At 63.4% G+C, this 18,925-nt stretch carries 17 protein-coding genes; 2 read left to right on the forward strand and 15 right to left on the reverse strand.

The features are described from left to right. Positions 1-29 precede the first annotated feature (29 nt). From BLV15_RS03450 to rfaH, 15 genes are all read right to left on the reverse strand, one after another. Entirely contained in the window at positions 30-500 is a 471-nt protein-coding gene (locus BLV15_RS03450) for a GDP-mannose mannosyl hydrolase (RefSeq protein WP_090224643.1), read from the reverse strand. 4 nt (positions 501-504) lie between these two features. Then, positions 505-1,473, reverse strand: a complete 969-nt coding sequence (fcl, locus tag BLV15_RS03455) for a GDP-L-fucose synthase (protein WP_090224644.1) — start codon at positions 1,471-1,473, stop codon at positions 505-507. Between the two features lie 2 nt (positions 1,474-1,475). After that, complete coding sequence (gene gmd, locus BLV15_RS03460; RefSeq protein ID WP_090224646.1) at positions 1,476-2,600, reverse strand: GDP-mannose 4,6-dehydratase; 1,125 nt, start codon at positions 2,598-2,600, stop codon at positions 1,476-1,478. Positions 2,601-2,661: 61 nt separating this feature from the next. Beyond that, entirely contained in the window at positions 2,662-3,822 is a 1,161-nt protein-coding gene (locus BLV15_RS03465) for a glycosyltransferase family 2 protein (protein ID WP_090224647.1), read from the reverse strand. A 34-nt stretch (positions 3,823-3,856) separates the two neighbouring features. Continuing rightward, positions 3,857-5,209: a lipopolysaccharide biosynthesis protein gene (locus BLV15_RS03470; RefSeq protein WP_090225191.1), complete on the reverse strand. Its 1,353-nt coding sequence runs from the start codon at positions 5,207-5,209 to the stop codon at positions 3,857-3,859. Between the two features lie 13 nt (positions 5,210-5,222). Then, positions 5,223-6,572: a UDP-glucose dehydrogenase family protein gene (locus tag BLV15_RS03475; RefSeq protein WP_090224649.1), complete on the reverse strand. Its 1,350-nt coding sequence runs from the start codon at positions 6,570-6,572 to the stop codon at positions 5,223-5,225. A gap of 94 nt (positions 6,573-6,666) precedes the next feature. Then, positions 6,667-8,064 carry an undecaprenyl-phosphate glucose phosphotransferase gene (locus BLV15_RS03480; protein ID WP_090224651.1) on the reverse strand — a complete coding sequence of 466 codons (1,398 nt, stop codon included), beginning with the start codon at positions 8,062-8,064 and terminating at the stop codon, positions 6,667-6,669. Further along, complete coding sequence (locus tag BLV15_RS03485) at positions 8,061-8,828, reverse strand: hypothetical protein (protein ID WP_090224652.1); 768 nt, start codon at positions 8,826-8,828, stop codon at positions 8,061-8,063. The genes BLV15_RS03480 and BLV15_RS03485 overlap by 4 nt, the downstream gene beginning before the upstream one ends. Positions 8,829-8,861: 33 nt before the next feature. Further along, positions 8,862-9,626: a tyrosine-protein phosphatase gene (locus BLV15_RS03490; RefSeq protein WP_090224654.1), complete on the reverse strand. Its 765-nt coding sequence runs from the start codon at positions 9,624-9,626 to the stop codon at positions 8,862-8,864. Between the two features lie 37 nt (positions 9,627-9,663). Next, positions 9,664-11,907 carry a GumC family protein gene (locus BLV15_RS03495; RefSeq protein WP_090224655.1) on the reverse strand — a complete coding sequence of 748 codons (2,244 nt, stop codon included), beginning with the start codon at positions 11,905-11,907 and terminating at the stop codon, positions 9,664-9,666. Then, positions 11,907-12,446, reverse strand: a complete 540-nt coding sequence (locus BLV15_RS03500) for a polysaccharide biosynthesis/export family protein (RefSeq protein ID WP_090225192.1) — start codon at positions 12,444-12,446, stop codon at positions 11,907-11,909. The genes BLV15_RS03495 and BLV15_RS03500 overlap by 1 nt, the downstream gene beginning before the upstream one ends. Positions 12,447-12,501: 55 nt before the next feature. Further along, positions 12,502-13,656: an outer membrane beta-barrel protein gene (locus BLV15_RS03505; protein ID WP_090224657.1), complete on the reverse strand. Its 1,155-nt coding sequence runs from the start codon at positions 13,654-13,656 to the stop codon at positions 12,502-12,504. Positions 13,657-13,750: 94 nt separating this feature from the next. Further along, positions 13,751-14,092 carry a hypothetical protein gene (locus tag BLV15_RS03510; RefSeq protein ID WP_090224659.1) on the reverse strand — a complete coding sequence of 114 codons (342 nt, stop codon included), beginning with the start codon at positions 14,090-14,092 and terminating at the stop codon, positions 13,751-13,753. Positions 14,093-14,188: 96 nt separating this feature from the next. Continuing rightward, entirely contained in the window at positions 14,189-14,623 is a 435-nt protein-coding gene (locus BLV15_RS03515; protein ID WP_090224661.1) for a hypothetical protein, read from the reverse strand. A gap of 415 nt (positions 14,624-15,038) precedes the next feature. Continuing rightward, a complete protein-coding gene (rfaH, locus tag BLV15_RS03520) occupies positions 15,039-15,542 on the reverse strand; it encodes a transcription/translation regulatory transformer protein RfaH (protein ID WP_090225193.1) in 504 nt (167 codons plus the stop codon). A gap of 428 nt (positions 15,543-15,970) precedes the next feature. On the opposite strand from rfaH, the gene gabD reads away from it, so the two are divergent. Beyond that, positions 15,971-17,422: an NADP-dependent succinate-semialdehyde dehydrogenase gene (gene gabD, locus BLV15_RS03525; protein WP_090224663.1), complete on the forward strand. Its 1,452-nt coding sequence runs from the start codon at positions 15,971-15,973 to the stop codon at positions 17,420-17,422. Between the two features lie 159 nt (positions 17,423-17,581). Continuing rightward, complete coding sequence (gene gabT / locus BLV15_RS03530; protein ID WP_090224665.1) at positions 17,582-18,862, forward strand: 4-aminobutyrate--2-oxoglutarate transaminase; 1,281 nt, start codon at positions 17,582-17,584, stop codon at positions 18,860-18,862. Positions 18,863-18,925: the final 63 nt, after the last annotated feature.

The raw sequence follows: 18,925 nt of genomic DNA on the forward strand, positions 1-18,925 counted from the left end.
CACCGCCATCGTCTTCACCGGCGAACGCATCAAACCAGTGCGCGCAAATAGGCCCGCGTGTTTTCGTGTACCTGCTCGCTGTCGCGCATTTCGCTCGGCGACCACCAGCGGTAGTGCCCGTGCTGCTCGCGCGGCGGATCGAGCACCAGGCCGGCCGGTAAATCCAGCAAATAGCCGACCACTACGTAATGCGTATTCGGCGAGGATGAATCCGTACCAAACACGCTGTCTTCGTAGAAGTGTTCGTAGATATCCAGCAACCGCGCCTGGGAACGCTCGAACGGGATGCCCAGCTCGCCCATGGTGAGGCGACGGAAGGCGGCGTCGAGCGTTTCGTTCTTCTGGATGCGTCCCCCCGGGACGAACCAGAAACCTTGCGCCGGTCGGTTGAGACGTTCACCCAGGAGAATGGTTCCCTCGCCGCTGCGAACGACGAGGTCCAGGGAGATGAGCGGTGTCGCTCCGACTACCCGTCGGAAGTCCTCGGCGTCGAGAAACATCCGCTCAGCCCCTGACGTCGTCCAAGTGCTCGACGAACCAGCGGTAGGCGTCCTGCAACCCTTCTTCCAGGCCGATCTTCGACTTCCAGCCCAGGGCTTCGAGACGCGAAACGTCCATCAGCTTGCGCAGCGTGCCGTCCGGCTTGGTCGCATCGAACGCCAGGCGCCCCTGAAACTCGGTAACCTTGGCCAGGGTTTCCGCGAGCTCGCGAATGGTGCAGTCCTGGCCGGTGCCGACGTTGATGTGCGAGAGCATCGGCTGGGTGTTGGCCTGGTAGGTGGCCTCGTCCAGATTCATCACGTGGACGCTGGCCGCAGCCATGTCGTCGACGTGCAAGAACTCGCGCATCGGCGTGCCGCTACCCCAGATCACCACTTCCTCGTCGCCACGCAGGGTGGCTTCGTGGAAACGGCGCAGCAGCGCCGGGATCACGTGGCTGTTTTCCGGGTGGTAGTTGTCGTGCGGACCGTACAGGTTGGTCGGCATCACGCTGCGGTAGTCACGGCCGTACTGGCGGTTGTAGCTCTCGCAGAGCTTGATCCCGGCGATCTTGGCGATCGCGTAGGGCTCGTTGGTCGCTTCCAGAATGCCGGTCAGCAGCGCCTCTTCCTTCATCGGCTGCTCGGCATGCTTGGGATAGATGCACGAGGAACCGAGGAACAGCAGCTTCTGCACGCCGTTGGCGTGGGCGGCGTGGATGATGTTCGCCTCGATCATCAGGTTCTGATAGATGAACTCGGCCGGATAGGTGTTGTTGGCGTGGATACCGCCGACCTTGGCCGAAGCCAGGTACACCTGATCGATGTTCTCCGCGGCGAAGAACGCCTGCACGGCGGCCTGGTCGACCAAATCCAGCTCGTCGCGACCGCGGGTGACGATTTCCACGTCACCCTGCTGGCGCAGGAGCCGGACGATCGCCGAGCCGACCATGCCACGATGGCCGGCGACGAAGATGCGTTGAGGCTGCTGCATGCTCAGTTCTCCACGGAGACCGGAACGTCATGGCCGTGCCGCTTCAGCAGGGCGTGGCGCTGGGCGACCTTGAGGTCTTCGCGGACCATCTCGGCGCACATTTCCTGAACGGTGATTTCCGGGGTCCAGCCGAGCTTCTGCTTGGCCTTGGTCGGATCGCCGAGCAGGGTTTCCACTTCGGCGGGACGGAAATAGCGCGGGTCGACGCGCACGATGGTGTCGCCGACCTTCAGCGCCGGCGCCAGATCGCCCTCGATGCGCTCGACGATGGCCTGCTCGTCCACGCCCTCGCCTTCGAAGCGCAGGGTGATGCCCAGCTCGGCGGCGGACCAGCGGATGAACTCGCGTACCGAGTACTGCACGCCGGTGGCGATGACGAAGTCATCCGGGGTTTCCTGCTGCAACATCATCCACTGCATGCGCACGTAGTCCTTGGCGTGGCCCCAGTCGCGCAGCGAATCCATGTTGCCCATGAACAGGCAGGACTCCAGGCCCTGGGCGATGTTGGCCAGGCCGCGGGTAATCTTGCGGGTCACGAAGGTTTCGCCACGGCGCGGCGATTCGTGGTTGAAGAGGATGCCGTTGCAGGCATACATGCCGTAGGCCTCACGGTAGTTCACCGTGATCCAGTAGGCGTACAGCTTGGCCACCGCGTAGGGCGAGCGCGGGTAGAAGGGCGTGGTTTCCTTCTGCGGGATTTCCTGCACCAGGCCATACAGCTCGGAGGTCGAGGCCTGGTAGAAACGGGTTTTCTTTTCCAGGCCGAGCAGGCGGATGGCCTCGAGGATACGCAGGGTGCCCATGCCGTCGACGTCGGCGGTGTATTCGGGGGCTTCGAAGCTCACCGCCACGTGGGATTGCGCGCCGAGGTTGTAGACCTCGTCAGGCTGCACTTCCTGGATGATGCGGGTGAGGTTGGACGAGTCGTTGAGGTCGCCGTAGTGGAGGACGAAGTTTTTGTTCTCGACGTGCGGGTCCTGATAGATGTGATCCACCCGCTGCGTGTTGAACAGCGAAGCGCGGCGCTTGATGCCGTGTACTTCATAGCCCTTCTCCAGAAGGAACTCGGCCAGGTAGGAACCATCCTGTCCGGTGATACCGGTTACCAACGCGCGTTTTTTTTCCATTTTTCGAAGCCTCATGCATCCAAGTCGATAGGTAAAAGGGGTAACTCGCCACGCGGACGGATCAACCGGTCCGCGCTTTCTTGATCAGCATCGTCAACCGTTCGATAACGCCGAACAGGATCACGCGGATCGATGGGAACTTGTAGAAGAAGCGGTAGGTGTCGTACTCCGCTTTGGGGTCGGAGCGGGTGCCAGCCGTCAGCCTTGCCGTCTCGATGAGGGCGATGCCCTCGCCTTCGAGGTCATAAAGGATGCTCAGTTCCATCGGCTTCATCGACAGACTGAAATTATGCAGGCCCGCCTGCTTCGACCGGGTCAGCTGCAGGCCGTTGGTGACGGTCTTGCAGCCGTACAGGTTGACGCTGAAATCGTAGGCGGCGAGCTTGCCGTTCAGTCGCTTGATACTGGACGGCGACAGCTCGCAGTAGGCGTCGTACACCGCCAGGCTGTCCTCCTGGCGGGCGAAGCGGTAGTCGCTGGCCTTGAGCTGGATCGGCACCTGGAACCGCGACGAGGCGATGTAGAAGTGCTCGCCCGGATCGCCGAAGTTGGTGCTCAGCGAACGGTACGGGTAGACGAAGTACAGGTCGCGGGAAATGATGTAGGCGTTGTACAGCTTGAGCCATGACGACTCGGGCCAGGCACGGATATCGGCCGGGATGCCGGCGACATCGGATATGTCGGTGCCGTGCGCGTCAAGCCAGGTGCGGAAACCCTGCCAGTGCTTGCGCGACCACGCCTGCCCCCAGGACGCCGCCAGTTGCATGAAGTAGACGTCCGAGCCGCCGTCGTCGATCGGCGTGAACGGTAGCGCGGCGGTCTGGTTCTGCTGGTTGCCGTACAGGCTGATACCGGCCACCTGCGGCGCGTCGGCGTAGAAGTCCAGCGCCTTGCGGGCGTACTCGTAGAAGTGCGGAGACACGAACAGGTCGTCCTCCAGCACGATGATCTCGCCGTACTCCTCGGTCAGGTCGCCGCAACTGAGGATGTGCTGGCGCAGCCCCATGCGGGTCTCGCGCGCCATGATGCGTTTCTCGCCGAACGGCCAGTCGAAGGCCTCGGCGACTTTCAGCGGTTCCGGATTACCCGAATTGTCCAGGCTGATGACAAGGCGGACGCCCTCGGACGGGTAGTGCGCCTTGCTCAGGGAGGTCAGCAGCCGGGCCAGGCTTTTCGGCCGGTTATAGCCGACAGCAACGATGGTGGGTGCACTCTGGGTCATTGGCGGAGCCTGTCTCTTTCGTAAGGAATACTGCTCAGTGGGCCGCCGTCGAGGACGGCCGATGGTTGTTCGCGGCGATCAGGACGGAAACGATGAGCGCCACGTAGATCAATACGCTGGCGCCGGCGAAGGCCATCACGGTGATCAACGCGTCTTTCATCACCCAGGCGCCGAAGAAGAGCGCGCCGAGGCGCAGGGCGGTGCTGAGCATTTCGAAGACCAGGAAGCGTCCCTGCAGCTGCAACGCGGGAATCGCCACCGTGCAGGGCCGGGTGATCAGCACCACGTATTCGGAGAGCGCCAGCCAGCGCGCGAACTCGCCCGCGGTGTGCCATTGCTCACCGAAGACCAGGGCGAACAGCCAGGGTCCGGCGAGGAACACGAAACCGAAGGGCAGCAGGCCCACCAGCGCCAGCCCGGCGGTGGCCTTGGCCAGCATCGCGGTGATCGGCTCGTGACGCTGGATCGCCTGGCTGATCCGCGGGTAATACACATCAGCGACCGACTTGCCGATCAGGTTGGTGGGCATGCTCAGCGCCTGCTTGCAGACGGTAAAGAAGCCCGCCGCCGCCGGCCCGAAGACCGACGCCAGCACCAGGGTGGGCAGGTTCTGCGAGACCGTGTTGATCAGCATCTGCGGGAAACGGAACAGCGGGAAATCGCTGTAGCGCCGCGCCAGCTCGCCGCTGCTCATCGGCGGCTCGAGATCGACCACCGCGTCGGCCCTGTCGCGGGTACGGCGAATGCCGATGGTCAGCATCACCGCCTGCAGCGCCGGCCCCAGCGCCGTGGTGATCACCAGCACCGCCGGTATCGCCATCAGGAAACCGCCCAGCGTCCGGATGCTGTTGTGCAGCAGCGAATGCGCGATGGCGATGCTGGCGGTGAGGCTGAAGCGCTGCTGGCGAATCAGCCACTGCTGAACGACTTCCAGCGCCGCGCCGAAGAACATCACCACCGGCAGCAGCATCAGGTACGGCGAGATTTCCTCGAGCCCCATCAGGTGCACGATCGGCGTACCGAACAACCCGAGCACCAGCGCCATCAGCGACGCCAGCACCACGGCGATCATCAGCGAGAGCTTGACCAGCCCGCGGGCATCGGCGTCGCGCTTGGGCAACACGATGGCGACCGGATAGGTCAGCGCGGCGATCGGAATGATCATCAGCGTGAGGCTCATGAACGCGCCGAGGATGCCGTAGGCTTCCGGCCCGTACAGGCGGGTGATCACCGGCATGAAGGCCATGGTCATGGCCTGCGCGCCCGCGGTTCCCGAAACCACCGTGATGATGTTGCGCAACAGCTTGCTGCGCATGCTCTGGTGCAGGAAGCCGCGCAGTTTGCCGTGCGGTTTTCCAGCGCCCCCGGTGGGGTCGACGCCTGTCATCAGCAGCTCGTTCTCAAGCGGCATTGATGGCCTTGCGCCCCATGCCGTAGTAGTCGAAGCCTTCGCGTTGCAGCTGCACCGGATCGTACTGGTTGCGCCCGTCGAGGATCAGCGGGCTCTTCAGCAGTTTCTTCAGGGCACGGAAATCCGGGTGGCGGAACGGCTTCCACTCGGTGACCAGCACCAGCGCGTCGGCATCGATGGCCGCTTCGTACTGGCCGTCGACGATTTCCAGATCGCCGTTGCTGAAATGCTCCGCGGGGAATTCGGCGCGGGCGGTCTCATGGGCGATTGGGTCGAACGCCTTCACCCTGGCGCCGGCGGCGATCAGGCTGTTGATCAGCACCACGCTGGGCGCTTCGCGCATGTCGTCGGTGCCCGGCTTGAACGACAGGCCCCAGACGGCGAAGGTGCGCCCGGCCAGGTCGCCGGAATAGTGGGTGACGATCTTGTTGAACAGCGACTGCTTCTGCAGGTCGTTGCGCGCTTCCACCGCCTGCAGCAGCTTGGGCTCGAAGTCGTTCTGGTGGGCGATGCTGATCAGCGCCTTGACGTCCTTCGGGAAGCACGAGCCGCCGTAGCCGCAGCCGGCGTAGATGAAGTGATAGCCGATGCGCTGGTCCGAGCCGATGCCCAGGCGAACGTTCTCCACATCCACGTCCAGACGCTCGCAGAGGCTGGCGACTTCGTTCATGAAGGAGATCTTTGTCGCCAGCATGGCGTTGGCGGCGTACTTGGTCATTTCCGCATCGCGGATGCCCATGTACATGATCCGCGGGTGGTTACGCACGAAGGGCGCGTAGAGCTCGCCCATGACGCGCTTGGCGTGCTCGCTGCTGGTGCCGATGATGATCCGGTCGGGGTGCATGAAGTCGTCCACCGCGGCGCCTTCCTTGAGGAACTCGGGGTTGGACACCACTTCGAAATCGATCTCCACACCGCGCTGCTGCAGTTGCTCGGCGACCGCCGCGCGAACCTTGTCGCCGGTGCCGACCGGAACGGTGGACTTGTTCACCACGATGGCCGGGCGCGCCAGGTTGGCACCGATCTGCTTGGCCACTTCCAGCACGTAACGCAGGTCAGCGGAACCGTCCTCGCCGGGCGGGGTGCCGACGGCGATGAAGAACACGTCGGAGCTCTTCATCGCCTCGACCAGCGAGGTGGTGAACAGCAGTCGACCGGACTCGAAGTTGCTGGTGACGACGTTCTCGAGGCCCGGCTCGTAGATCGGCAGGATGCCTTTCTTGAGGTTCTCGATCTTCTTCGGATCGACGTCGACACAGACGACGGTGTTACCCATTTCGGCGATGCAGGCGCCGGTGACGAGGCCTACATAGCCGGTTCCGATGACGGTGATGTTCATGGAGAGGTCCCTGATTTAGACAAGATGTAGTCGTGGCAGGCGCCGGGCGAACGGCGCCGCGAAGCGACGAGGCGGCCCTTGGGACCGCCGCGGCTCAGTAGATGTTCCGCGAGAACAGCGTGAAGGGCGTCTTGATCAGGATCTTGATGTCCAGCCAGAGCGACCAGTGATTGATGTAAGCGAGGTCTTTCTCGACCCGCTGCTGCATTTTCTCGACGGTCTCGGTTTCGCCGCGATGGCCGGTGACCTGCGCCAGACCGGTGATGCCCGGCTTGATTCGGTGGCGCGCCATGTAGGCCATGATCTTGTCGCTGTAGTACTGGTTATGGGTGACCGCGTGGGGGCGCGGACCGACCAGCGCCATCTCGCCGCGCAGCACGTTGAACAGCTGCGGCAGCTCGTCGATGGAGGTGCGCCGCAGGAAGGCGCCGACACGGGTGACGCGAGGATCGTCGCGCGAGGCCTGGCGCACCACCTTGTCGTCCTGGTGGACGAACATGGAGCGGAATTTCCACACCTTGATCACTTCGCCGTTCCAGCCGTGCCGCGGCTGCAGGAAGAACACCGGGCCGGGGGAGGACAGCTTCACCGCGATCGCCGCGGCGATCAGCACCGGGCTGAGCAGTACGATGGCCATCAGCGCCAGGCTGCGATCGAGCAGCTCCTTGCTGAACACGGCCGCCGGGTGCGAACTGAGCGGGCTTTCGTTGAGGTAGATCGCCGGCAGCTGCTCGATCTGCGAGATCGACTGGTTGAGCAGCATCATGCTGCCGAAGTCCGGCACCCAGACCACATCCACGCTCATGTCGAGCAGGTCGATGTAGAGGCTTTCGATCTGCGCGATCTTGTCCAGGTTCAGGGCGATGTAGACCCGACGCACGCCATTGCGATCGATGATGTTGCGCAGCTCGGAGAGACCGGAAAGCACCGGGAACTGACCTTCCTGATGCGGCTCGGCTTCGGCTTCCGGCGCGATCAGGCCGATCAGCGGAACGCGGTTCGAGACGCTCAGGCGCTCGGCCAGGGTCAGCGCCAGCGGGCAGGTGCCGATGATCACCGAGGTGCGTTCGTTGCGCAGTTTGCGCGAGTGCAGCGAGGCCAGGTAGCGCAACGGAATGAAGCTCAGCGACTGCACGGCCAGGCCGAGCACGCCCCACAGCAACACCAGCTCGCGGGAGAACATCTCGGTGCTGCCACTGACGAAGGCGATGAACATCAGCCCGCTGAGCAGGGTGAACCAGCCCGCCGCGAGACGGCCGAGGCCGGAACGGTAGCTGTCACGCTTGTGGTAGACGCGCCACAGCGTGTACGCCGGCACCGAGCCGAGGACCGTAAGGATCATCAGCACGCGGTACTCCGTCGGAATCTGGTCGTAACGCTGGTCGACCATGACATAGAGCACCAGGTTGGCCAGGGTAATGCCGCATAGCCATTGACCCCAGAAGGTAAGACCACGCCGGTTCACGGCTGGGTTGGTACGTTCAGCGATCATGATGATCCCTCTTTTTTACATATTTGCCGCTTTGCTCGGATGTCCTCGCTCAAGCTCCAGCAGAGCGGGACGTTCAGCCCGGCGCGTTGCGCAAGGCCATATAAATTCTGTGCTTCGGGGTAGCTGTAGCCGACGGTACGGGCGGCGGCCTTGAGCGTCAGCACGCGCTGTTCGGTGGTCAGCGATGGCCAGCCTTCGAAGCCGATGCGGGCCAGGTCGCGGTCCATCTCGATGCGATTGGCGCCCAGGGCACTGGAGCGCGACAGTGCATCGGCGAACTCGTCGTCGAATGCCTGCTGGCTGAGCTTGGTGCTGGCCAGGCGCAGCCAGGTCCACGGCCAGCCCGGACGAACCGCCAGCGACGCGCGGTAGGTCTCCAGTGCCGCCTGGCGCGAAGCCTGGGCCTCGGCCGCACCGTAGGGTGCGTCGGCGTTTTCCCAGCTGAGCACCCGGCCGAGCCGATCGAGGTACTCGCCGTTGGGCGCCGGAAAGCGCTCGATGGCGTGCTCGGCCGCCTGACGTCCCGCCGCCAGGGTTTCGGCGTCGGGCATGCCCTTGGCTTCCCAACTCTGCAGGAAGCGTTCGGCGCGATAGCTGTCGATGCCGGCCCGCATCATCGTCCAGGACAGACCGATCACCAGCGCGGCGAGCGGCAGCATGCCGATGCAGATGGCACGGTACAGCGGTGTCTGTTGGGTCGGCTCGGAGCGGCGCGACCTACGCTTTGCGGCGCGGCCATGCGCCAGAACAGGAGACTCGGTCATGGGCGTTGTTTCTGTGGGGGTCCATGTGATTGATCAAGCGGTGGAAAGTTCGGCTTTCAGGTCGGCGGTCTGCGCAGCGAAATGGCCCTGCGCGATCTTCCAGGGCGTATCCAGCACCAGCGCCTCGGCCTTGCGGTCACCGACGATGCGCGCCGCGTGATCGCGTCCGCAGGCCAGTTCCGGTGGTCGGTGCTGCAGGTTGTGGGCGTCGCTGGCGATGATCGTCGCCAGGTCTTCCTCGAGGATCGCGTGGGCCAGCCGCCGCGCCGGTTCGCCGAATTTCCCGGCGACCGATCCGGCGGTCAGCTGCAGCAGGCAACCCTGCAGCACGAACGGCTTGAGCTTCGACGGCATATGCATCAGCGCCTTGTTGCGCTCCGGGTGGGCGATCAGCGGAACGATGCCCTTGCCGATCAGCCACTGGGTCATGCGCTCGGCGCCGAACGGAATCTCCGCATGCGGGAACTCCAGCAGCAGGACCCGTTTGCCCTGCCATTCGCCGAGGAACGGGATGCTGCCATCGCAGATGCCGTTCATCATTTCGCTGCCGAAACGGACTTCGGCGGCGGCGCTCACCCGCAAGTCGATGCCGGCGCCTTTGAGCGCGTCGGCGAAGGCCTTGCAGACCTGCCGGATGTTGCCGGCGTCGTTGTCGTAACGACCAGGATGCATGTGCGGCGTGCAGACCATGTGCGTGATGCCATTTCCCACCGCCACGCGGGCGAGGGTCAGGGCGGTCGGCATGTCTGGCGCGCCGTCGTCGATACCGGGAAGCAGATGACTGTGCAGGTCGATCATGATGAGTGCGCTACGTGATGAATCGCCCGAGGGGTCCTTACGCTTTCTCTTCGCCGTTGCTGTAACCGTAGTGGTCGTAGTAGCCGCTGTAGCTGCCGTGTTTCGCGGCCTTCTGTACGTCCACCTGGTTGAGCACCACGCCAGTGAGCGGCGCGCCGCTCTGCAGCAGTTGGCCGATGCCTTTCTGCGCCAGCGGGATCGCCGTGCTTTCCGACTTGATCACATAGATCACCGCGTTGGCGAAGGTCGACAGCAGGGTGGCGTCGCTGACCGCCTGGCTCGGCGGCGAATCGACGATGATGCGGTCATAGCGCTCCTTGGTGATTTCCAGGAACTTCGCGAAGCGTGGCGAGGCCAGCAGTTCGAGCGGGTTCGGCGGCACCACACCGGCCGGCAGCATGTCGACATTGCCGACGGTCTGGATGCAGTCTTCGGCCTTCGCCGTGCCGGCGATCAGGTTGGCCAGGCCAGGCGCGCCGACCGGGAAGTCGAAGCTCTTGGCCAGGGTCGGCCGACGCAGGTCGGCGTCGATCAGCAGCACGCGCTCCAGCTGGCCCATGGCGAACGCCAGGTTGGCGGCCACGGCGCTCTTGCCCTCGCCGGGAACGGACGAGGTGATCACCACGACCTTGTGCGGCTGGCTCATGTCGCTGAGCATCACGCTGGTACGAATGGTCCGGATCGCCTCGCAGAAGCGCTTGTCCTGGCTCTGCTCGAACTGGTGGGCGATCTGCATGCGGCTCTTCTTCGGGATCAGCGGAACGATGCCGAGTACCGGCAGGTTCAGCTTGGTCTCGACGTCTTCCGGCGACTTGAAGGTGTTGTTGATCACATCCAGCAGCAGCGCCAGGCCGACACCGACGACCAGCGACATGAAGGCGGCGATGACGATGATCAGGCGCTTGTTCGGCGCGCTGGGCTCGATCGGCGCGATGGCGGTGTCGACGATGCGCGCGTTCGACGAGTTCATGTCCGAGGTCGCTGCGGTTTCCTGCATGCGGGTCATGAAGGTGTCGTACAGGGTGCGGTTGCTGTCGACGTCACGCTGCAGTTCACGCAGTTTGAATTCCTTGCGCGAAATGTCCTGGATCTGCGCCTTGTTCTTGTTGAACGAGGAGTCCAGCGAGTTCTCGTTGGCGACGGCCAGCTGATAGTTGCGCTCGATACCGGCGACAACCTGGTCGACCTGGGTCTGCAGGCTGGCTTTCGCCGCGCTGAGGTCGGAACGGGCGGCGATCATCGACGGGTGGTTTTCCCCGTAACGACGCGACAGCTCCTCGACCTTGGCGCGGGCACGGGCCTCTTCCGCCTTGAACTGCTGGATCAGCGGGTTGCTGAGCACCGCAGGGACGCTGGTCAGGCGATCGAGCCCGGCCTTGCGCATGGTTTCGACCTGACGGAACTGGCTCTCGGCTTCGGCGCGCGCCCGGCGGGCGTCGATCATGCGGTCGCCAGTGACCGACAACGTGTTGGCGCTGATGGTCGACACGCCACCGACGTCCACCAGGCCCTCCGCTTCGCGATAGGCCTGCAGCTTGTCCTCGGCGCTTTGCAGGGTGGCGCGCAGCTCGGTCAACCGGGTGTTCATCCAGTTGGTCGAAGCCAGCGACATTTCCATCTGCGACTCGAGCTGCTTCTCGATGTAGCTCTGCGCCAGGGCGTTGGCGACCATCGCGGCGGTCAGCCGGTCAGGCATTTCCACGGCGACGTTGACCAGCTGGCTCTTGCCCTCGGCCCAGACTTCGGTCCGATGCATCAGGTTCTGGGTCACGGCATCGAAGATTTCCGCATCGGTCATCGGCTTGTCTTCGTCATCCCCACTGGGGACCGCACCGGGAATCAGGCTGTCGATGCTGAAGCGCTTGACCAGGCCGGCGATGTTGATCAGCGGCTGCGGCTGCTGGCGCGGATCGAAATCCGGGTGCTCGGTGAGGCGCAGGTCGCGAACGACCTTCTCCGCCACGCCGCGGCTCTGGATCAGGCTCAGCTGGGTCTGCAGGAACTCGCTGATGCCCGAGCTCTGGTCGGTGATCGGCTGGAAGGTCAACGGCTGGTTGCCCTTGGGTTCGATCATTACCGTGGCCGAGGCCTTGTAGAGCGGCTTGATGCTCATCATCAGCAGCGAGGTCAGCAGCGTGACCACCAGCACCAGGGTGAGGATCCCCCACTTGCGCGACCAGATGGCGCGCCAGATGCGTCGCAGGTCGATGAAGTCGTTGTCATCCTCCAGGGAGGCATGCGGCAACGCCCGGTCCTTCTGGCTAATACTTTCCAAGATCATCAGAAGAATCCCTGCTCAATATTGATGGTGTCGCCCGGGTTCACCAGGGTGTCCAGCGTCGCTTTTTCAGGTTTGCGGGTGCTGTCGGCGCCGCGAATGATGGTCATGCGCTTGGTCGATGCGCGTTCGCTGAGGCCACCGGCCAGGGCGATCGCACGGTCGAGGGTCAGGCCGGGCTGATAGGGATAGCCTCCAGGCAACTTCACTTCGCCGCTGATGTAGAACTCGCGGTAATTGATCACGCTGACGGAAACGCGGGGGTCGACCAGGTAGCCGTCCTTGAGTTTTAGCGTCAGCAGCTTCTCGATCTCGCCGGTGGTCTTGCCCTTGGCCTGGACCTCGCCGACGAAGGGGTAGGAGAAGGTGCCCGCGTCGTTCAGGCGGATTTCGGCGAAGCTCAGATCGGGCTCGCCGAACACGTTGACCTTGATCACGTCGCCGGAGCTGAGGCGATAACCCGCATCGGCGGCGCTGGCGACGGCGCCATAGCCGAACAACAGAATCAGGCTGAAGAACTTGAGTAGAGTGCGAATGGACATGCGCGCGATTTCCTTGGCGAACTGACTGTTTCCGGCGTTGAGTGCCACCCGGGCTTCAGAGGCTGACATCGAAACTCACCATGTAAATGTTGCGGACGTAACCCTCGGTATCGAGGCTGGAATCGTTTTTCAGGTGACGGTAGCCGAGCCCGATGTCCAGCCAGCGCAGCATGGCGTAGGTCACGCCGACGCCGTAGGAGCTGCGCTTGTCGGTACGGTCGACCGCCTCGTACTCGCGATCGGAGTAGCGGTAGTTGAGATCGGTGGCGATGCGCGAGGTCCACTCGTGCTTCCAGCCCAGCGTGGTGGTGGTGTCGTGCACGGTGGTGGCGCCATCGTCGCCTTCGTCGAACGCGCGACGGGTGTCCAGGCTGAAGGTCGAATAGGTGCGCGGCTTGTAGGCGACACCCACTTCCCACATCGGGCTGGTGTAATCCTTGACGTCGCTCGAGTCGAAGTTCTTGCGCTCGGCGCCGAAGCGGATCGCGCCGGAGGTCTTCTTGGTGGCTTCCCAGGTCGCGCCGACCAGGGCTGCCGTATCGGTGCTGTCGCGTTCGCTGTTCTGCTGCAGGTAATCGAAGGTCGCGTGGCGCAGCTCGCCGAGTACACGGGTGCGTGCACCGAGGCGGTGGTACCAGGTGCCGACCAGAGCGGTGGAGTCGTATTCCTGGTCCTCGTTGAGGTTGCCGCTGTTCTGATAGCGACGCTCCAGATAGTTCGCCCCGAAGTCCAGCTGGTTGCGCGCGGTCTGCGCGCCATAGGTGTAACCGACACCTACGTTCTTCAGCGTGTACTTGTCGTTTTCATCGATCTCGGCGGTGTCCGAGGTCTCTTCGACCTTGTGATAGCCGACATCCCAGCGCAGGCGATTGCGCGCGGTGAATTCCAGAACGCTCTTGAGCGTCAGGTGGTGATCGGTATGGCTGACCTGGGAATCCGAGTGGTAGTTCTTGTCGTCCAGCTCGTATTTGAGCTGGTAGCCGCTTTTGCCGGTTTCCGCGCTCAGAAGGAAGGTCGGATTGATGTTGGTAATCCAGGAGGATTCCTCATCGGTCTTGCGTCCGCGAATGTTGTCGTCGTAACTCTCGCTGACGAACAGGGTCGGCGTGAAGTCGAAGCCCGCCACATCGATGCTCTGAGGCTCGGTGGCAGCGGCGTTGAACGACATGGAACCGGCGAACGTGGCAGCCATTACCTTGGGTATTTTCATAGTTGCTCGAATCCATTCTCACGAAGGAATAAGGACGATTGGAATACAGATGGACCGCGGTCCCGGGTCTTGGCCCGGGTACCGCGGCCATCACTCAACTTGCGCTAGCTACCGGGCCACCCGGGGCGCAACCACCGGGTGTAGTGCCAGGATGGCCGTTCCAGTTGCCGTGCGAGGGCAACGAGGGCGCATTTTTCAACTTGTCGTAAGCAGCCGCGAGGGTCAGACGCGCGAGCGCGTTGAGGTCCGCGAGGCTTTTCAGCGCAAGATGACTATCGACGGGGCTTGCCCACGGGCTGCTGTAGCTCTTGCTTACGATCAACTTGGAACCGAGATCGATCCGGCCCAGATTGATGCCACCGAAGTTGGTGGCAGAAGCATTGAACGACAGCGACGCGACGGAGGCGAAAGCCACGACCTTTAGCGTTTTCATCATGATTGGAGATTCCATTCACACGTTTTTATAAGAAGCACGCTGGCAAAACTGACCGGCTCCGTGCACCGAGCTCGGTCCCCGCGCCTCGACCGACTCTCAGCTTGCACTTGCTGCCGGGCCGGAGCTTCCCCCGACCCTTCCGCCTCCACCCGAACCAGGCGATGGAACCGAATTCGACGTATCCCGGCCGGTTGAGTTCCCCGGCGTAAACAAATTGCCACTATCCGCCGCCGGCCCCCCAGCGGCCGTGGGCAATTGCTCGGTGACAGAGGCGACGATCAGCTCCGCATCCTCGGGCGAAGCATCGATTGCCGCGGCGATGATCGCGTCCACGTTGGCCGGGCAGGCCTCGATCAGAGCGGCGATCGCCTGCAGCTGAACCTGGTCGTCCACGCGGGTCATCTGCCCGATCTGCTGCGCGCTGAGCGCGGTGCAATCGACATCGACCTCCGTAGCGCGCTCATCCGCGGCGAAGGCGCCCACTGCGGCAACACTCAAAGCCATAACCCATACGGTCACTGCATGGCGCATAGAAGAACGTCCTTATCGTTGATACTGGCACTTGGCCCATCGCCAAACGACCGGGAAAGGCAGGGCCGACCAAGCGCATGGCAATAAAAAAATTTCGTTACGTGGTTTCTTGGAATTAGAGGTGACGCGAGATTGCCCTTCACTGGAACGTCCCCTGGTGGAAACGCAGCATTACAGTGCAGGGCCGCCCTTGGGGGGCGAAGAAGACAACAGCTGGAGCCAGGTGGCCGACGGGACCGTCAGGCACGCTACCGCCCCAAGGTTCGTCGTTTCCTTGAGAACGAGGCGGCGGCTCTAGCACTTTCTGGGTGGGACAAGTCGACAGCCCTTATCCCTGATCAATGCCTCGATACTACAGGAGATCGATGACAGTGACGTTAATCAGGCAATATGTATGCCCACAGTCAAAATATCGTCACACCGAAAGGTGCGAAAGCTTCATTCTTACCTGCTGCTCGCGATGCAGGATATTGAGCAGAAGAACCACCCGCTCATCCCCATCCATCGCCAGGAAAATCGCGTCCATATCCGCCAGCGGACCGGTCTTGATATGAACCTTGTCCCCAGGACTGAACACCACCTGCCCCGCATCCGCCGCACAGCGTGTCCTGAGTTGCTCGACGATCGCGTCATCGACCTGGCACGGATGCCCGCAAAACCCGATCACTCGGCTCACCCCACGCGTGGAGCGCAGCGCCGTCCAGTTGCCGTCGGCGGCGATCCGCGCGAACAGGTAACCCGGAAACAGCGGCTGCTCGGTACGGCAGAGCTTGTTCGCCTTGATGCTTTCAACCGATAGGGTGGGCCCGAAGCATTCGAAACCCTGACGACTCAGATGCTCGAGCGCCCGTCCGTCCTGCCGTGGCTTGCACTGAATCAGGTACCAGGCGATATCCGGCATCGCAACGCACTTATCCATAAGCTTCATCCAGTAAGGTCAGCTCTCGAAGCTCTATCGGATCGCCAGGCGCTCCGCTTCCGCGCAGGAAGACAGGGGCAAAAGCAGGTTCAAGTCCTGCCACCACTTGACCCCGATTTCTTCGAGAAAGTTCGCAGTGTTCGATATATCAAACATAAAATTGATCGACGGTTGAATCCTGTCGCATTTATGCCTTCGCTTCCTCAACGTCGTTGCTCTTTTCAGCGATTGTCCCTAGCATTCGTTTGAGATTTCAAACGCACCACCTTATTTTCTGGCGCCATCGCCGAACGCTGTCTGTTCCTTGAATTCGAAAGGGAAGGAAGCTCATCGTGTTCGCGCGCCGCGCGCACGAATCGCCGCCCCCGAACGGAGCGTTACCACCCATGCCGGATCAGCGCTTCCGATCCGGCCCCCAGGAGACCGCCATGCAACTCAAAGACTCCACGCTGTTCCGTCAGCAAGCCTACATCGACGGAGCCTGGCTGGACGCGGACAACGGCCAGACCATCTCGGTGAACAACCCGGCCACCAACGAAGTCATCGGCAGCGTACCCAAGATGGGCAAGGCGGAGACCCGTCGCGCCATCGAGGCCGCTGAACGAGCGCTGCCGGCCTGGCGTGCGCTGACCGCCAAGGAGCGTTCGATCAAGCTGCGCCGCTGGTTCGAGCTGATGATGGAAAATCAGGAGGACCTGGGCCGTCTGATGACGCTGGAACAGGGCAAGCCGCTGGCCGAAGCCAAGGGCGAGATCGCCTATGCCGCCTCGTTCATCGAGTGGTTCGCCGAAGAAGCCAAGCGCATCTATGGCGACACCATTCCCGGCCACCAGCCGGACAAGCGCATCATCGTCATCAAGCAGCCGATCGGCGTCACCGCGGCGATCACGCCGTGGAACTTCCCCACCGCGATGATCACCCGCAAGGCCGGCCCGGCCCTCGCCGCCGGTTGCACCATGGTGATCAAGCCCGCCTCGCAGACGCCCTACTCCGCCCTCGCGCTGATGGAGCTGGCGGAACGCGCCGGCATCCCGAAAGGCGTGCTCAGCGTGGTCACCGGCAGCGCCGGCGACATCGGCGGCGAGCTGACCAGCAACCCGGTGGTGCGCAAGCTGTCGTTCACCGGCTCCACCGAAATCGGTCGCCAGCTGATGGCGGAATGCGCCAAGGACATCAAGAAGGTCTCCCTGGAACTGGGCGGCAACGCGCCCTTCATCGTCTTCGACGATGCGGACCTGGACGCCGCCGTCGAGGGCGCGCTGATTTCCAAGTACCGCAATAACGGACAGACCTGCGTCTGCGCCAACCGCCTGTACATCCAGGACGGCGTCTACGATGCCTTCGTCGAGAAACTGAAAGTCGCGGTGGCCAAGCTCAAGGTCGGCAACGGCATGGACGACGGCGTGACCACCGGCCCGCTGATCGACGACAAGGCCGTGGCCAAGGTCAAGGAACACATCGAGGACGCGCTAAGCAAGGGTGCCCAGGTGGTCAGCGGCGGCAAGGCGCACAGCCTCGGCGGCAGCTTCTTCGAGCCGACCATCCTGGTCAACGTGCCGAAGGATGCCAAGGTGTCCAAGGAAGAGACCTTCGGCCCGCTGGCGCCGCTGTTCCGCTTCAAGGACGAAGCCGAAGTGATCGCCATGGCCAACGACACCGAGTTCGGCCTGGCGTCCTACTTCTACGCCCGCGACCTGTCCCGCGTGTTCCGCGTGGCCGAGGCGCTGGAGTACGGCATGGTCGGCATCAACACCGGGCTGATCTCCACCGAAGTCGCGCCGTTCGGCGGCGTGAAAGCTTCCGGCCTGGGCCGCGAAGGCTCCAAGTACGGCATCGAAGACTACCTGGAACTGAAATACCTCTGCCTCGGCGGCGTATAAGCCGCGAGGTGGCGCGCCCGGCGGGTGTCGGGTGCGCCGCGAATACCCCCAAGGCGCCCGGAAGCGCTGTGGCAGTCGATCATCGTATGCTGCCGCCAGCGACTCCGGGCGCGTTTCATCCTTGACCCGGTCCGCACGATGAGCGGCCAAGAGGAGATCATGAGCAAGACCAACGAATCACTGATGCAGCGCCGCCAGTCCGCCGTTCCCCGCGGTGTCGGCCAGATCCACCCGATCTTCGCCGAGAAGGCCGAGAACGCCACGGTCACCGACGTCGAAGGCCGCGAGTTCATCGACTTCGCCGGCGGCATCGCCGTGCTCAACACCGGCCACCTGCATCCCAAGGTCGTCGCCGCGGTGCAGGAGCAGCTCACCAAGCTGTCCCACACTTGCTTCCAGGTACTGGCCTACGAGCCCTACGTCGAGCTCTGCGAAGAGATCAACAAGCGCGTGCCGGGCGACTTCGCGAAGAAGACCCTGCTGGTCACCAGCGGCTCGGAAGCGGTGGAAAACGCCGTCAAGATCGCCCGCGCCGCCACCGGCCGCGCCGGCGTGATCGCCTTCACCGGCGCCTACCACGGCCGCACCATGATGACCCTCGGCCTGACCGGCAAAGTGGTGCCCTACTCGGCCGGCATGGGCCTGATGCCCGGCGGCATCTTCCGCGCCCTGGCGCCCTGCCCGCTGCACGGCGTGAGCGAGGACGACTCGATCGCCAGCATCGAGCGCATCTTCAAGAACGATGCCCAGCCGCAGGACATCGCCGCGATCATCATCGAGCCGGTGCAGGGCGAGGGTGGCTTCTACGTCAACTCGCCGGCGTTCATGAAGCGCCTGCGCGCGCTCTGCGACCAACACGGCATCCTGCTGATCGCCGACGAAGTGCAGACCGGCGCCGGGCGTACCGGCACCTTCTTCGCCACCGAGCAACTGGGCGTGGTGCCGGACCTGACCACCTTCGCCAAATCGGTCGGCGGCGGCTTCCCGATCTCCGGCGTCTGCGGCAAGGCCGAGATCATGGACGTGATCGCCCCCGGCGGCCTCGGCGGTACCTATGCCGGCAGCCCGATCGCCTGCGCCGCGGCGCTCGCCGTGCTCAAGGTGTTCGACGAAGAGAAACTGCTGGATCGCTCCAACGCCGTCGGCGAACGCGTCAAGGCCGCGCTGCGCGAGGTCCAGGCCAAGCACAAGGTGATCGGCGACGTTCGCGGTCTCGGTTCGATGGTCGCCATCGAGCTGTTCGAGGGTGGCGACGTGCACAAGCCGGCCGCCGAACTGGTCGGCAAGATCGTCGCCCGCGCCCGCGATAAAGGCCTGATCCTGCTGTCCTGCGGCACCTACTACAACGTCATCCGCTTCCTCATGCCGGTCACCATTCCCGATGCCCAGCTGGACCGCGGCCTGGCGATCGTCGCCGAGTGCTTCGACGAACTCGCCTGAGTTGCGCTGTAGAAAAGACCCGCTTCGGCGGGTCTTTTTTTGCCGTAAAATCCCCGCGCTCGG

Origin of the sequence: Pseudomonas kuykendallii, assembly GCF_900106975.1 — a bacterium.
Taxonomy (GTDB): Bacteria; Pseudomonadota; Gammaproteobacteria; order Pseudomonadales; family Pseudomonadaceae; genus Pseudomonas_O; species Pseudomonas_O kuykendallii.

Bases quoted from the DNA above. Each gene is read 5' to 3' on its own strand.
- BLV15_RS03450 (WP_090224643.1), bottom strand. From the start codon at position 500: ATGTTTCTCGACGCCGAGGACTTCCGACGGGTAGTCGGAGCGACACCG.
- fcl (WP_090224644.1), bottom strand. From the start codon at position 1,473: ATGCAGCAGCCTCAACGCATCTTCGTCGCCGGCCATCGTGGCATGGTC.
- gmd (WP_090224646.1), bottom strand. From the start codon at position 2,600: ATGGAAAAAAAACGCGCGTTGGTAACCGGTATCACCGGACAGGATGGT.
- BLV15_RS03465 (WP_090224647.1), bottom strand. From the start codon at position 3,822: ATGACCCAGAGTGCACCCACCATCGTTGCTGTCGGCTATAACCGGCCG.
- BLV15_RS03470 (WP_090225191.1), bottom strand. From the start codon at position 5,209: ATGACAGGCGTCGACCCCACCGGGGGCGCTGGAAAACCGCACGGCAAA.
- BLV15_RS03475 (WP_090224649.1), bottom strand. From the start codon at position 6,572: ATGAACATCACCGTCATCGGAACCGGCTATGTAGGCCTCGTCACCGGC.
- BLV15_RS03480 (WP_090224651.1), bottom strand. From the start codon at position 8,064: ATGATCGCTGAACGTACCAACCCAGCCGTGAACCGGCGTGGTCTTACC.
- BLV15_RS03485 (WP_090224652.1), bottom strand. From the start codon at position 8,828: ATGACCGAGTCTCCTGTTCTGGCGCATGGCCGCGCCGCAAAGCGTAGG.
- BLV15_RS03490 (WP_090224654.1), bottom strand. From the start codon at position 9,626: ATGATCGACCTGCACAGTCATCTGCTTCCCGGTATCGACGACGGCGCG.
- BLV15_RS03495 (WP_090224655.1), bottom strand. From the start codon at position 11,907: ATGATCTTGGAAAGTATTAGCCAGAAGGACCGGGCGTTGCCGCATGCC.
- BLV15_RS03500 (WP_090225192.1), bottom strand. From the start codon at position 12,446: ATGTCCATTCGCACTCTACTCAAGTTCTTCAGCCTGATTCTGTTGTTC.
- BLV15_RS03505 (WP_090224657.1), bottom strand. From the start codon at position 13,656: ATGAAAATACCCAAGGTAATGGCTGCCACGTTCGCCGGTTCCATGTCG.
- BLV15_RS03510 (WP_090224659.1), bottom strand. From the start codon at position 14,092: ATGATGAAAACGCTAAAGGTCGTGGCTTTCGCCTCCGTCGCGTCGCTG.
- BLV15_RS03515 (WP_090224661.1), bottom strand. From the start codon at position 14,623: ATGCGCCATGCAGTGACCGTATGGGTTATGGCTTTGAGTGTTGCCGCA.
- rfaH (WP_090225193.1), bottom strand. From the start codon at position 15,542: ATGGATAAGTGCGTTGCGATGCCGGATATCGCCTGGTACCTGATTCAG.
- gabD (WP_090224663.1), top strand. From the start codon at position 15,971: ATGCAACTCAAAGACTCCACGCTGTTCCGTCAGCAAGCCTACATCGAC.
- gabT (WP_090224665.1), top strand. From the start codon at position 17,582: ATGAGCAAGACCAACGAATCACTGATGCAGCGCCGCCAGTCCGCCGTT.